Origin of the sequence: Nonomuraea sp. NPDC049028, from assembly GCF_043197735.1 — a bacterium.
GTDB lineage: Bacteria > Actinomycetota > Actinomycetes > Streptosporangiales > Streptosporangiaceae > Nonomuraea.
Genome location: NZ_JBICTR010000012.1, coordinates 47590 through 61301, shown reverse-complemented (window position 1 = coordinate 61301; position 13712 = coordinate 47590). Strand labels below are relative to the sequence as shown.

General features: G+C 71.6%; 11 protein-coding genes. 6 read left to right on the top strand and 5 right to left on the bottom strand.

What is annotated here, in order from left to right; all coding sequences use genetic code 11:
* The first annotated feature begins 89 nt into the window (after nucleotides 1-89).
* From ACGFJ2_RS41700 to ACGFJ2_RS41690, 3 genes are read left to right on the top strand one after another with little or no spacing between them, the layout of a single operon-like run.
* Nucleotides 90-1178 (top strand): alcohol dehydrogenase catalytic domain-containing protein, encoded by a 1089-nt coding sequence (locus tag ACGFJ2_RS41700; protein WP_357946513.1) that lies wholly within the window; start codon nucleotides 90-92, stop codon nucleotides 1176-1178.
* A gap of 36 nt (nucleotides 1179-1214) precedes the next feature.
* On the top strand, nucleotides 1215-1727 hold the full coding sequence (locus ACGFJ2_RS41695; RefSeq protein WP_357946511.1) for a cupin domain-containing protein: 513 nt from the start codon (nucleotides 1215-1217) through the stop codon (nucleotides 1725-1727).
* The gene (locus ACGFJ2_RS41690) at nucleotides 1724-2098 is read left to right on the top strand and encodes a VOC family protein (RefSeq protein ID WP_393477963.1); all 375 of its coding nucleotides are present in this window, start codon (nucleotides 1724-1726) and stop codon (nucleotides 2096-2098) included. Before ACGFJ2_RS41695 ends, ACGFJ2_RS41690 begins: the two co-directional genes overlap by 4 nt.
* On the opposite strand, the gene ACGFJ2_RS41685 is transcribed toward ACGFJ2_RS41690, so the two are convergent.
* Entirely contained in the window at nucleotides 2095-4308 is a 2214-nt protein-coding gene (locus ACGFJ2_RS41685) for an MMPL family transporter (RefSeq protein WP_393477960.1), read from the bottom strand. The genes ACGFJ2_RS41690 and ACGFJ2_RS41685 overlap by 4 nt on opposite strands.
* Nucleotides 4309-4404: 96 nt before the next feature.
* Here ACGFJ2_RS41685 and ACGFJ2_RS41680 point away from each other — a divergent pair, with 96 nt between their 5' ends.
* Nucleotides 4405-4932 (top strand): helix-turn-helix domain-containing protein, encoded by a 528-nt coding sequence (locus tag ACGFJ2_RS41680; protein ID WP_357654574.1) that lies wholly within the window; start codon nucleotides 4405-4407, stop codon nucleotides 4930-4932.
* A 7-nt stretch (nucleotides 4933-4939) separates the two neighbouring features.
* Here ACGFJ2_RS41680 and ACGFJ2_RS41675 read toward each other — a convergent pair whose 3' ends face one another.
* Nucleotides 4940-5644: a hypothetical protein gene (locus ACGFJ2_RS41675; RefSeq protein ID WP_357946501.1), complete on the bottom strand. Its 705-nt coding sequence runs from the start codon at nucleotides 5642-5644 to the stop codon at nucleotides 4940-4942.
* 74 nt (nucleotides 5645-5718) lie between these two features.
* The gene (locus ACGFJ2_RS41670; protein ID WP_393477956.1) at nucleotides 5719-6816 is read right to left on the bottom strand and encodes an ROK family transcriptional regulator; all 1098 of its coding nucleotides are present in this window, start codon (nucleotides 6814-6816) and stop codon (nucleotides 5719-5721) included.
* 100 nt (nucleotides 6817-6916) lie between these two features.
* On the opposite strand from ACGFJ2_RS41670, the gene ACGFJ2_RS41665 reads away from it, so the two are divergent.
* A complete protein-coding gene (locus ACGFJ2_RS41665) occupies nucleotides 6917-8170 on the top strand; it encodes a Gfo/Idh/MocA family protein (protein WP_393477953.1) in 1254 nt (417 codons plus the stop codon).
* On the opposite strand, the gene ACGFJ2_RS41660 is transcribed toward ACGFJ2_RS41665, so the two are convergent.
* Both ACGFJ2_RS41660 and ACGFJ2_RS41655 read right to left on the bottom strand, forming a co-directional pair.
* Nucleotides 8142-10304 carry a PASTA domain-containing protein gene (locus ACGFJ2_RS41660; RefSeq protein WP_393477950.1) on the bottom strand — a complete coding sequence of 721 codons (2163 nt, stop codon included), beginning with the start codon at nucleotides 10302-10304 and terminating at the stop codon, nucleotides 8142-8144. The genes ACGFJ2_RS41665 and ACGFJ2_RS41660 overlap by 29 nt on opposite strands.
* A 120-nt stretch (nucleotides 10305-10424) precedes the next feature.
* On the bottom strand, nucleotides 10425-10850 hold the full coding sequence (locus ACGFJ2_RS41655; protein ID WP_357946491.1) for a hypothetical protein: 426 nt from the start codon (nucleotides 10848-10850) through the stop codon (nucleotides 10425-10427).
* Nucleotides 10851-11018: 168 nt separating this feature from the next.
* On the opposite strand from ACGFJ2_RS41655, the gene ACGFJ2_RS41650 reads away from it, so the two are divergent.
* Entirely contained in the window at nucleotides 11019-13670 is a 2652-nt protein-coding gene (locus ACGFJ2_RS41650; RefSeq protein ID WP_393477947.1) for a BTAD domain-containing putative transcriptional regulator, read from the top strand.
* Nucleotides 13671-13712: the final 42 nt, after the last annotated feature.

Sequence of the window (13712 nt, the reverse complement as noted above, 5' to 3'; positions counted from 1 at the left end):
TTTGGTCAGCGTAAATTTGCCCGCGAGGGGTGTCAACGGTGCCGAGCAATCGCTTGCTCACAATCAACCGCCCGGCTAGCGTGAGGCACATGCTGATGCGCGCGGCCGTACTGACCGATTTCCACCAGCCCATGGAGATCCACGAGGTGGAGATCGCCGACCCCGGCCCCGGAGAGGTACGCGTACAGATCAAGGCGTCCGGCGTCTGCGGCTCCGACCTCAAGGCCATCGACGGCAAGAGCCCGGTCGTCCACAAGCTGCCGTTCGTCCTCGGTCACGAGAGCGCCGGCGTCGTCGAGAGCGTCGGCACCGGCGTAACGGCCGTCAAGCCGGGCGACCACGTGATCATCTCCATGAGCGGGCCCTGCGGCAAGTGCCGCAACTGCGGCGCCGGCCGCTTCCCCCTGTGCTCCGGCCCGGCCAGGATGACCGCGATCATGGGTGGCGAGCCGCGGATCACCCTCGACGGCCAGGAGACCCGGCGGTTCATCGGCATCGGCTCGTTCGCCGAGTACGCCGTGGTCCGCGAGGCCACCTGCGTGAAGATCCCCAAGGACGCGCCCTTCGACGCCATGTGCCTGCTGGCCTGCGGCGTGGTCACGGGCGTCGGCGCCGTCATGAACGTCGCCCAGGTCGCGCCCGGCTCCAGCGTCCTCGTGGTGGGCTGCGGCGGCGTCGGGCTCAACGTCATCCAGGGCGCGGTGCTGGCCGGCGCGACCACGATCGTCGCCGCCGACGTGGCCGACCAGAAGCTCAAGCTGGCCGAGCGGTTCGGCGCCACCCACACCCTGGTGCCCGGCGACCTCCCGGCACAGGTCGGCGAGCTGGTCAGAGGCGGCGTCGACTACGCCTTCGACGTCACCGGAGTCCCCGGCGTGCTGGCGAGCGCGTTCGCGGCGACCGCGCCGGGCGGCACCACGGTCATGGTCGGCAGCCCGCCCGCCGGTCAGCCCGTCGAGATCGACCCGGCTCTGCTGTTCTCCTCGCGCCGCCTGATGGGCACCCAGGGCGGCGACGCCGCCCCGCACCGGGACCTGCCGATGCTGGCCGGTCAGTTCCTGCGCGGCCGGCTCGACCTCAACGGGCTGATCACCGAGCGGGTGGCGTTGGAGCAGATCAACGAGGCCGTCGAGCAGGTACGGCGGGGCGCGGTGGCCAGAACGGTGGTCGTCTTCTAACCTCGCATTCCATAAGGAACAGCGAGGAGTCACGACATGTCATACCCTGACGCGCGATACCTGGCCGACACCGGTGAGGCGAGCGGAGTCCTGCGCTCGGCCGACACGCCACCGGACCTCCGCATGTACGCCCCCGGTGCCGACCCCCGGGGCACCGACGTCCACTACCTGGGCACCGGCGCGACGACCAACGGCGCCTTCGGCCTGTACCGCTGGGAGATGGGCCCGCGCCCCGGTGGCGCCAGTCCGCACTTCCACCGGACGATCACCGAGTCGTTCTACGTCCTGTCCGGCACCGTCAAGCTCTACAACGGCAAGGAGTGGGCGGAGGGCAACACCGGCGACTTCCTGCATGTGCCGGAGGGCGGCGTGCACGGCTTCCGCAACGAGTCCGGCGCGCCCGTCTCGATGCTGATCCTGTTCACGCCGGGGGCGCCGCGCGAGGCGTACTTCGAGGAGCTGGCCGACATCGTCAGCACCGGCAAGCAGCTCACCGACGAGGAGTGGACGGACCTGTACCTGCGCCACGACCAGTACATGGTCCCGTGACGCCGCACTTCACGCTCTCGGCCACCGTCCTGGAGTCCAGGGACGCCAAGGCCCTGGCGCTCTTCTACCAGCGCCTCCTCGGCTGGCGCATCGGAGAGGAGGAACCCGGCTGGGTGACCCTTCGCCCCCCGCATGGCGGCGGCGCCGGGCTGTCGTTCAGCACCGACGAGGCGCACGTGCCACCCGTCTGGCCGGCCGGCCCCGGCGACCAGCAGATGATGATGCACCTCGACCTCGAGGTGGACGACCTCGACGAGGCCGGCGCCCACGCGGTGGCGGCAGGCGCGACCTTGGCCGACTACCAGCCACAGGAGGACGTCCGCGTCTACCTCGACCCAGCCGGCCACCCCTTCTGCCTGTGGATCCGTTAACCAGCGGTGACGAGATCCTTGGTCGGCGCCTCGGCGGCAGCCTCTTCCTCATGCCCCTCGACCGACAGGTTCGGCAGAAGACGGTCCAGCCACCGCGGACACCACCAGTTCAGCCGCCCGAGCAGCACCATGGTGGCCGGGACGAGAAAGCCCCGGATGATCGTGGCGTCCACCGCGACGGCCACCGCCAGCCCCACGCCGAACGTCTTGACCATCGGATCCGGATAGGCGATGAACGCGACGAACACCGCCACCATGATGAGCGCCGCCGACGTGATCACCCGTCCCGTCGCACCCAGCCCCTCGGCGACCGCGCGACTGTTGTCACCATGCTTGAGGTACGCCTGCCGTACAGACGTCAGCAGAAAGACCTCATAGTCCATCGAGAGCCCGAACAACACCGCGAACAGCATCAACGGCACATAGCTCTCGATCGGCACACTGAAGAAGATCGTCTGGAGGTACGAAGCGTTAGACGGCGCGTCCATGCCGACCAGCCCGCTCCCCAGGCCGAAGGAGAAGACCAGCGCCAGCGCGCCGAAGGCGGCCCCCAGGGAGACCAGGTTCATCAGCGCCGCCTTGATCGCGACCACCGGCGCGCGGAAGGCCAGCAGCAGCAACAGCGCGCTGAACAGCACGACCACACCGATGACCAGCGGCGTCCGCTCGGCCATGAGGTCGCCCGCGTCCACCATGGCGGCCACCTTCCCACCCACGTGCAGCCCGACGCCGGGCACGGAGATGGCCCGGACGTCCCGCACCACCTGGGCGGAGCGGGTGTCGCTCGGCGAGTAGTCGGGGATGGCCTGGATCATCACCGAGCGGCCGGAGGTGTTCACCTTGGCGGGGGCCACGTGCGCGATGCCGTCCACCGCGTCGATCTCCCGTGAGATCCGGTCCACGACGGGATCGGTGGCCTGCGCGACCTTGCCGGGCAGCGTGGCGATGACGATCAGCGGGCCGTTGCCGCCGGGGCCGAACCCGGTGGCCATGAGCTCGTACGCGCGCCGCGAGTCCGACCCCTGCGCGCCGTACCCCGCGTCGAGAGGTCCGAGCTTGAGCGCCAGGGCGGGCGCGGCGAGGGCGCCCAGCACGAGCACGCTCGACAGCAGCGCCCGCCACGGCCGCCGCGCCACCCACGACCCCAGACCGGCCCACCCGGCCCCTTCGGCCCGCTTCCTGCCGAGGAACGGGATCCGCAGCGAGTTGACGCGATGCCCGAGCAGTCCCAGCAGGGCGGGCACCAGCGTGACGGAGGTGAGCACGGCGCTCACCACGGAGACACCGGTGATCCACCCGAGCGTGCTGAGCAGCGGGAAGCCGCCGAACATCAGCGCGCTCAGCGCGATGATCACCGTGCCGCCCGCGAACACGACCGCGCCGCCCGAGCTCGCCACGGTACGCCGGACCGACTCCGCCACGCCCACGCCGGTCTCCAGCAGCCGGCGATGCCGCGACAGCAGGAACAGCGCGTAGTCGATGCCCACGCCCAGCCCGATCATCGTGGCCATGATGCCCGCCTGCTTCGGCACGTCCACGACGTACCCGAGCAGGCCGATCACGCCCAGTCCCGCGGTGACGCTGACCAGCGCGGTGAAGATCGGCACCAGCGCCGCCGTCAGCGTCCCGAACGCGAACACCAGCACCAGCAGCGCGCACACCACGCCGATGATCTCGCTGGGCCCGGTCTTGATCTCCTTGTCGGCCGGGGTCGAGGCGTCGGCGGGTACGACCTCCAGCCCGGCGGCCCGAGCCGGGTCCGCGGCCTTCGACAGCGCCTGTGTGGTCTCGGCGAGCTTGGTGTTGTCGTGCCCCTCCATGCGTACGGTGATGAGGCCGATGCGCAGGTTCGGGGCGAGGCCGCCGCTCCGGCCCGGCGTGTCGACCGCCACCACGTGCGGCATCGTGCGGATGCGGTCCGCGGCCTGCTCCACGGCCCGCTTCCTGGGCTGGTCGATGAGCGTGCCCTTGTCCGAGTAGAGGACGAGCTGCACGGTCCCGCCCGGCGCGAAGCCGGGGCCGAAGCCCGTGAGCATCAGGTCGTGTGCCCGCTGCGCGTCGGTGCCGGGGATCGTCACGTCGCTGCTCACCGGGCGGCCGAGCGCCAGGCTGCCGCCCATCAGTCCGACCGCCGCGATCACCCATAACGCCAGCACGATCCGCCCGTGCCGTGCGCACCAGCCACCCAGTCGTCCAAGAAAGCGCGTCATCGCCAGATCCCCCAACTCGACGGCCGTCCTGTACGGTCGTACAGAGCTACGTTAAACACGAAATATCCGGAAGGCTGTAGATCACGGGGAAATGAGATGATGAACACACCCGACGACACGCGTTCCCGGATTCTGGCCGCCGCCAGGGAGCTGTTCGCGACCCATGGCTACGCGGCCACCTCGCTGGCCGACATCGCCGCCGCCGTGGGCCTGACCAAGACGGCCGTGGCCTACCACTTCCATCCCAAGGACCGGCTGGCCGCCGAGCTCACCGCGCCCGCCGGCGACGACGTCCTGGTCCTGCTGGACACCGACTTCGCGGGCGACAGGCAGGCGTTCGTCGAGGCACTGGCGACCTTCGTGGTACGGCACCGCACGGTGATCCGCCTGCTGATGGAGGACATCGTCGGCGCCGACGACGCGCTGCCGGGCTCGCGGGGCGAGGCCATCAGGCCGTTCAGGGACGAGATCTTCGCCAGGCTCGCCGGTCCTGACCCCGACGCCGGTGCCAGGATCCGTGGCTGGGCCGTGATCGGCGCCCTGCAGTGGGGCGTCGTGCAGACGATGGACCTGCCCGAGGAGACGGTACGCGACCTGCTGGTCCGCACCGCCCTGGCCATTTAGCGGCCCGTCACTCGCTTTCTCCCGCATCCTCGGCGGCCTGCGCCGCCTGCTCCCTGACGGCGATCGCTTCCTCCGCGTGCGCGGGTTCCCCGGCCTGCCGGGACCACATCTGCAGCGTGTCACTGAGGTAGATCAGGTACGTGACCCGGTCGGGGTCGTCGGCGGTGGCGGCCTGCACCGCCTGCCTTCCGGCGGCGACCGCCTCCTCCAGATCCGCCAGTTCCAGCGTGTCCCCGAACCGCAGCAACAGCGCGACCCTGAGGTTGTTCAGTGCCGAGGCCCGGTTGAGGTCGTCGGCGGGCATGACGGCCTCGATGCGTCGCCACGCGTCCACGGCCTGGTCGGCGAGGAGCGGATCGTCGGAGGTCACTGTCCGTTGCAAAAGGTCGGTGGCCAGATCCATGGCCTCGTCGAGCACATGCGGAACGATCCTCTGCGGCAAGGGATTGTCGTCATAGATCTGACAGCGGGCGAACGCCTTGACCGCTATTTCCTTCTCATCGGGGCTCTTCCCGTCGAGCGCGAGATACCGGAACCAGTGGAACCAGCCCACCGTTGAGAGAACCGCGATGTCGGGCTGTCCGTCATCGTGGGCCGCGAACAGGCGGCGGGCGTGTTCGAGCAGCGCCGGATCAAGCGTGCGAGAGACGTCCTGATCGGCACTGACGCGGTCCAGGCACTCGTTCAGCATGGCCAGCGATCCATTTGCCAAGGGTTCTCTCCTTTGTCGGCCGTTATCCCGCTATTTCATGATGCCTCGTTCGATGATCAGCGGCGGGTCACCGGCTAGAGGCCCAGCACCTCGCGTTCGACGTGATCGAGCGCCAGCCGTACCCCGCCAAGAGCGACGGACTCGTCGCCGAACGTCGAGGCGACCACCTCCGGCGCGCTCAGGCAGAGCTCGGCCAGGTGGCGGCGGAGCGGGCCGAGCAGCACGTCGCCCGCCCGCGAGTAGCCGCCGCCGATCACCAGCAGATCGGGGTCCACGGTCAGCACGAGCGCCGAGGCGCCGATCGCCAGGTTCTCGGCGTAGCGGTCCACCCGGCGCGCCGCGAGCACGTCACCCGCCCCCGCCGCCGCGAACACCTCCGCCGCGCCGCCCTCCTTGGCCAGCTCCGCCGCGGCGTCCTCCCAGCCGACCTGGCGCAGCGTGCCGATCTCCCCCGCGGCGCCCGACCGACCCCGATGCAGGCGCCCGCCGATGAGGATGCCCGCGCCCGGCCGGTGGCCGACGAGGATGTAGACGACGTCGGAGGCGTGCTGGGCGCTGCCCCGCCAGTGCTCGGCGAGCGCCGCCAGGTTCGCGTCGTTGGCGGCCAGCGCCGGGCAACCGAACCACCGCCCGGCCACTCCCGCCAGGTCCACGCCCGTCCACCCCGGCAGCGTGATCGACAGCGACACTCGCCCCGAGCGGTCGACGATGCCCGATGTGCCCACCGACACGGCCAGCACCCGCGCCCGCGAGACGCCCGCGCCGTCGACGCAGGCCAGCGCGGCGCGGCGGGCCGCCGCCAGCCGCTCGGGCGCGGCGGCCTCCTCGGAGACGGCGGCCCGCTCACAGGCGACGACCTCGCCGTTGAGGTCGGCCACCGAGACGACGATCCGCTCGCCGCCCACGTCGACGCCCACCACATAGCCGGCGTCCGCCCGGAACTCGAACCGGCGGGCGGGCCGTCCCATGACCCCCTCGTCGGGCGGCACCTCCCTGACCCAGCCCCGATCCTTCAGCTCCTCGAGCACCGTCTCGACGGTCTGCCTGGACAGCCCGGTGATCCGGCCGAGCCGGGTCAGCGTGGACACGCCCTCGCGCCGCAGGGCGCTGAGCGTCGCCTGGGTGTTGACCTTGCGCAACAGCGAAGCGTCTCCCGGCCGGAGCTCGGTCAACTTTCGTGACCCTCTCTCATAACTTCCCTATTGACGACCAATTCCGCGGATCCTAGCATCGGCCGACATACGGTAACTGATTACATAAGTGGAGGCGTACATGGTGACTCTCGCCATCGTCGGCGCGGGTTCTCGGGGCACCTCCTACGCTCGCCATGCCGTCGAGTCCGGCGGGGCGCGGGTGGTCGCGGTGGCCGATCCGGTCGAGAGCCGCCGGGCCAGGCACCCCGGCGCGACGCCGTACGCGGACTGGCGCGAGCTGGCGGCGCTCCCCCGGCAGGCCGACGCCGTGATCATCGCGACGCAGGACGCCGATCATGTCGAGCCCGCGGTGCGGTTCGCCGAGCTGGGCTACGACATCCTGCTGGAGAAGCCGATGGCCGTCTCCGAGGAGGACTGCCGGGCGATCGTGGCCGCCGCCGAGCGTTCCGACGCGATCTTCGCGGTCTGCCACGTACTGCGCTACACGCCGTACACCCGCGCGCTGAAGGCGCTGCTCGACGCCGGCCGGATCGGCGAGATCGTCAGCATCCAGCACCTGGAGCCGGTCGGGTGGTGGCATCAGGCGCACTCGTACGTACGCGGCAACTGGCGCAGGTCCGATGAGTCGACGTTCATGCTGCTCGCCAAGTCCTGCCACGACCTCGACTGGCTCGTCCACCTCACCGGCAGGCAGGTCACCAAGGTGTCGTCGTTCGGCGGCCTCCAGCACTTCCGGCCGGAGCACCGGCCCGAGGGAGCGGCCGACCGCTGCCTCGACTGCGCCGTCGAGGACACCTGCCCCTACTCGGCCAAGCGCATCTACCTGCCGCTGGCGGGCAAGGATGCCTGGCCGCTGAACGTGGTCACCGACGACCTCTCCGAGCGCGGCGTCCTCGAAGCGCTCAGGACCGGCCCGTACGGCAGGTGCGTGTACGCCTGCGACAACGACGTGGTCGACCACCAGGTGGTGAACCTGGAGTTCGAGGGCGGCGTCACCGTCGCGTTCACCATGACCGCCTTCACCCCGGCCGCGCACCGGCAGACCCGGATCTTCGGCACCCGCGGCTCGATCGAGGGCGACGGCGACCGCCTCACCGTCACCGACTTCCTCACCGGCGGCACCGATACCGTCGACACCCGCCCCACGGGCGACGGCACCGCCGGCGGTGGGCACGGCGGCGGTGACGAGGCGCTGGTGGAGGCGTTCCTGACGGCGGTACGCACCCGCGACCGCGCCCAGATCCTCTCCTCACCGAGCGAGAGCCTGCACAGCCATCTCATCGCCTGGGCGGCCGAGCGATCCCGCCTGCGGGGCGAGATCGCGGTAGTCACACCCGAGGCCGTCAGTCCGGCGGCGGGGTCTCCACGGTGACCGTCGGCGTGGGCTCGGTCGGATCGGGACCGCCCTGGCCTTCGACGCCGACGGTCACGACCACGGCGGCCCCCGCCTTGGCGCAGCTCCCGGCCGCGACGCTCTGCGAGAGTGCCACGTCCACCTGAGCGTCGTCCGTGACCACCTGCGTCTTGAAGCTCACGGCGAACCCGGCCCCCCGCAACGCCGCCCGAGCCGCCGCCTTGGACTGCCCGACGACGGACGGCACCGTCGCTCCGTTGCGGGCGACGACCAGCGTCACCTTCGTACCGCCCGAGACCCGCGTCCCCGCTCCTGGCTCGCTGGACAGCACCTGCCCCTCCGGCCGATCGGAGCAGGTGCTCTTCGTCCCGCCGACCACCAGCCCGGCATTGACCAGCGCCGCCTCAGCCTGCTCGCGCTCCACCCCGACGACCGCCGGCACCGCCAGCCCCGCCGACACCTGAAGCGAGACCGTGCTCCCCCGCGCCACCGTGGCCCCTCCGCTGGGACTGCTGCCCAGCACCTGGCCGATCTTCCGCCGCGAGTCGACCTGCGTGACCTCCCCCACCACGAACCCGGCCCGCTTGATCGCCGCGACCGCAGCCGACCGCCCCATCCCGGCCACCACCGGCACCCGCATCCCGGCGACGCCGACGGACGGTCCCTGGGTGGAGGGCACATGGCTCTCCCCCGCCTGCTCTCCCCGCTTGGTCGCCGCCCGGGTGGGCGGGGACGTGGTCGCGGGCGGCTCGGTCGTCACGACCGACGGCTGGACGGCCGCTGCCTGCGGACGGGCCTCCTTCTCGTCCCTGAACGTCGGCACCAGCACGCTGACCAGCACGGCGCCACTCACCAGGAGCGCGGCGGTGACCGCGAGCGCCGCCCGGCCCACCGCCTGACGGGTACCCTTCCGCCGCTCACCCGACAGCCCCATGGGACCGCCACCGGAAGAGACGGCGCCGTCATCGGGAGAGATGGCGCCGTCGTGGGGCGGACCGGCTTCCCCGGCACCATTCCGCCGGGCGTCCGACTCCCCGACGCCATTCCGCCCGACGTCCGACTCCCCGGCACCGTGCGGCCGGACGTCCGGTTCCGCGGCACCGTTCGGCTGGGCGTCCGGTTCCCCGGCGCCCTGCCGCGGGACCGTCGGCGACCAGGACGCGACGCCCTCCGACGCGACACCTTCCGCAGAGGCGCCCGGCCACCGGTAACCACCGGCAGCCCCCGTCGCCTCCGGTTCGGCCATCGGGTAGGGCGGCGGCAGCCGGTCAGGCACCCCGTTCGCCACCGACGGGGCGGGCGTCACCCGCAGAATGTGCGACGGCGGCGAGCGCAGCACCTCCGGCGGCGCGGAGCCGGCGTCACCCAGCAGCGCCAGCAGCAACTCCCGGCTGGTCGGCCGGTTCTTGGCGTCCTTGTCCAGGCACACCACCACCAGCTCCCGCAACGACCCGTCCAGCCGCCCGAGCTCCGGCGGCGCGGTCAGGATGCGGTGCAGCACCGGCGCCACCGAGTCCTGCCCGAACGGCGCCGACGCGTTGGCCGCGAAGCACATCGTGGCGGCCCACGAGAACACGTCCGCCGCTCCCGTGAGCGCCGACGCGGTGATCTGCTCCGGCGCCATGTACGCGGGCGTGCCCACTCCCCGCCCGCTCACCGTGGCCGCCGCGTCCAGCGCCCTGGCCAGCCCGAAGTCGATCACCCGTGGCCCGTCCGGACCGAGCAGCACGTTCTGCGGCTTGAAGTCGCGGTGCACGATGCCCGCCCGGTGAATCGCCGCCAGCGCGGTGACCGTGCCCACGGCGAGCCGTTCGAGCGCCGATCCACGGCGCGGCCCGGTGAGCGCGACCTCACGCTGCAGCGACGGCCCGTCCACGTACTCGCTCACGATGTACGGCCGGCCGTCGTCGAACCCGGCGTCCATCACCTGGGCCGTGCAGAACCGCGCCACGTGCTTGGCCAGCTCCACCTCCCGCAGGAACGCCACCTTCTCGTCCCCCACGGGCCCGTGCAGCAGCTTGACCGCGTAGACGTCCTCGGCCCTCGTCCCGAGGTACACCACGCCCTGGCCGCCCTCGCCCAGACGCCCGGACAGCTCGTAGGCGCCGAGCCGCCGCGGATCCCCCGTTCTGAGTGGCTGTGCCGTTGGCACGGGGTTGCCTCCCCTCGCCGCCACCCACCTTCTGCATCCACTCTGCATCCAACTGAAGGCAACGGACGCCGGACAGTCAACGGTGATCGACGCAATGCCGCCTGACCGTGACACAGCCGGTCAAGAATGTCGTGAGAGCGTGCCTGAATAGGTAATGTCCGTGTCACCCTGACGTGTCATCTTGATGACCACCTGGTCGGGCTCCGGCGTCGGGAACACCCGCAGCGTCCCCGGAACACACCCTTCGCCCTTGACCCGATCGAGCGTGAACACGAGCCGGCCCCTGATCGGACTCAACCGCCCCGAACAACGCAGCCCCACACCCCATCGCAGGGCCGAGCCATCGTCCGCCAGCTCCATCGCCACCGGGAAGACCGGCCCCGTCCCGGCCGTCCCCGCGCGGACTGACGCCGTGCCGGCCGACCCGGTCCACTCTCCCACCAGCCCTGGGCTCTGCGCCCCCCGCAGCCAGAGCACGAACCCGGCCACCCCCATGACCAGCCCGGCACCGGCCACGGCCACCTGCCACACCCGTGCCCGCCGCATCGCCTCGACCTTGTTTGGGAGCCCCTGAGATTACGGCAGTCTCCGATCAACTGCCACCGGCTGAAGCCGGTGGTTCGCCCGACGAATCCCGGGCGCGAGGTGCGGTGGAGCTGTGGGATCGTGGAGGCTTTGACGCCACGTCCTGCCCGCCGTACCCAGGGATTTGTCATGGAATTTCGGATTATGGGGGCATTGTCGGTACGCGACGGCGCCGAGGATCGCACCCCTACTGCTCCGAAGCACCGTGACCTGCTGGCGATGTTCGTGCTCAACGCCCGCCGCCCGCTCACCGTCGAGCGACTGCGAAAGCTGCTGTGGCCGCTGGAGGAGGGCGACCGGTCAGACTCGCTGATCCGCGGCTACATCGGCCAGCTCCGGCAGCTGATCGGCAAGGACGTCATCACCACCGTGTCCGGCACATACACGCTGGCCATCAACGACGATCAGCTCGACGTCGGTCGCTTCCGCCGGCTCATACAGGAGGGGCTGGCCGGGCGTGACTACCGGAAGCTGCGAGAGGCGCTGGGCCTGTGGCGCGGGCCGGTTCTGGCGGACGTGGATCCTGACGCGAGGCGCTGGGCCGAGACCGGGCGGCTGCGCGAGGAGCTCGAAGAGCTTCGCCTGCTCGCCCTGGAGCGCCGGATCGAGCTCGACCTGGACGCGGGCCGGCACCGCGAGCTGCTGTCCGAGGTGCGGAGGCTGGTCGCGCAGCACCCGCTCTGGCAGGGTTTCCGCGGCCAGTTCATGCTGGCGCTCTATCGCAGCGGGCGGCGCGTGGAGGCGCTGGCCGCGTACACGGCGCTGCGCGACGAGCTCGACAGCGGGCACGCCATCGAGCCCGACGCCGAGCTGCAGCTGCTCTATCACCGCATGCTGCACGACGACGTCATGCTGCACGTCTCCGCGGGCCCGCCGGTGCTGTTGCCGCGGGACGTCGCCCACTTCACCGGCCGCGCCAACCTGCTCGACCAGGTGTTCTCCGGCCTGGTGGTCGTGCACGGCCCGGCCGGGGTGGGCAAGTCGGCGCTCGCCGTACGCGCCGCCTGGCGGCACAGAGAGCGCTTCCCCGACGGGATCCTGTACGCGGACCTGCGCGAGTCCACCCGGCCCGGCGCGATCCTGGAGGACTTCCTGCGCTGGCTCGGCTGCCCGGCCCAGGCGGTACCGGCATCGGAGGGCCAGCGGCAGCGGCTGCTGCGCACGTACACCGCCAACCGCCGCATGCTCGTCGTGCTGGACGACGCCGCCGACGAGTCCCAGGTACGGCCGCTGCTCACCTCATGCCCCACCGTGATCACCAGCCGGTCGGCGCTCGGCGGGCTGACCGGCGCCGTACGGCTACCGCTGGGCATCCTGGACGACGACGAGGCCCGTGAGCTGCTCGTCAAGCTCATCGGCGAGGAACGGGCGGACGACGGCGGGGTGCGGGAGCTGATGCGGTTCTGCGGCGGGCTGCCCATCGCGCTGCGCATCGCCGGCTCCCGCCTGGCCACCAGACCAGGCTGGACCCCTGGCTACCTCGCGGGCCTGCTGGAGGACGAGTGCGAGCGACTGGACCGCCTTCACTCGGGCGACCAGACGGTCCGCAGCGTGTACGCGGTCGGCTACGAGGGTCTGCCCACGCCGGCGCGCCGCATGCTGCGGCTGCTGGGCGCGCTGTCGGCCCCCGACGTCGGCGACTGGGCCGCCCAGGTCTTCGGCGACCAGGCCGACACGCTCGTGGACACCGGCCTTCTGGAGGCGCACACCGTGGACGTGGCGGGCCAGGTCCGCTACCGCATGCACGACCTTACCCGGCTCTACGCCCGCGAGCGGCTGGTGGAGGAGGAGGGCGTGCATGCGGTACGGGACGCGCTCGCGCGGCTCCAGGCCGTGGTGATCGCCCGGGCGCAGGCGTCCCGGTTCCCGCTGGTCTCCGGTGAGCCGACCATGCGCAGCTTCGTGACCAGGGACATCAAGGAATCGGTCGAGTGGCTCGTCGCCGAGCGCGCGTTCCTCGTCGCCCTGGTCGAGGACCTGTACGGGGCCGGGCTCGACGAGGGCGCATGGCGGCTCGCGCATCTGCTGGGCCCGTTCTTGGAACGGCGGCGCTTCCTGGACGACTGGCGACCGGTCACCGAGACCGGCCTCGCGGCGGCGCGGCGCACGGGTGACGCTCGCGCCGAGGCCCTGCTCTTGCGCGACCAGGGCGACCTGTGCCGGGCCGAGGGCCGGTGGCCAGAGGCGCTGGATCTGCTCACCCAGGCGCTCGGGGCGTTCACGAGCCTCGGTACGTCCAGCGGCAAGGAGGCCGCGCAGATCCGGCGCAGGATCGGCCAGGTGTACCTGGAACAGGGCCGTCTGGACGAGGCAGAACGCCAGCTGACCTCCTCTCTGCACGCCTTCAGCGGCGGGAGGGCCGGCGCCGAGGCGCAGCAGGCGCTTGGCGCGGTGCTGCGGCGGGCCGATCGCCCCGACGAGGCAGCCGACCGGCTCGCCGCCGCCGCGGGCTTCTTCGATGCTCTGGGCGACCGGCACCGGCACGCCGATACCCTGCTGGAGCTGGCCGCGGCACGGCTGGCGCAGCGGCGGGTGCCCGACGCCAGGGACTGCGCGCAGCGGGCCAGGTCCATCGCCGTACGGCTCGGCGACCGGCTGCTGGACGCGCACGCGCTGCTGGCGCTGGCCCGGGTCAACCGGGCTGAGGGCGACCGCGACGCGGCGCGCAAGCTGGCCGAGGACGCGTTCAAGATCTTCGACGGCATCGCCGACGAACCCGGCAGGGCGACCGCGCTGGACCTACTCGCCGCCCTGGTGCGAAGAACTGGTGTGACGCCCTGATGTGACGGCCTGCTCCGGCGGCTCAACACCGCCTCAACATCA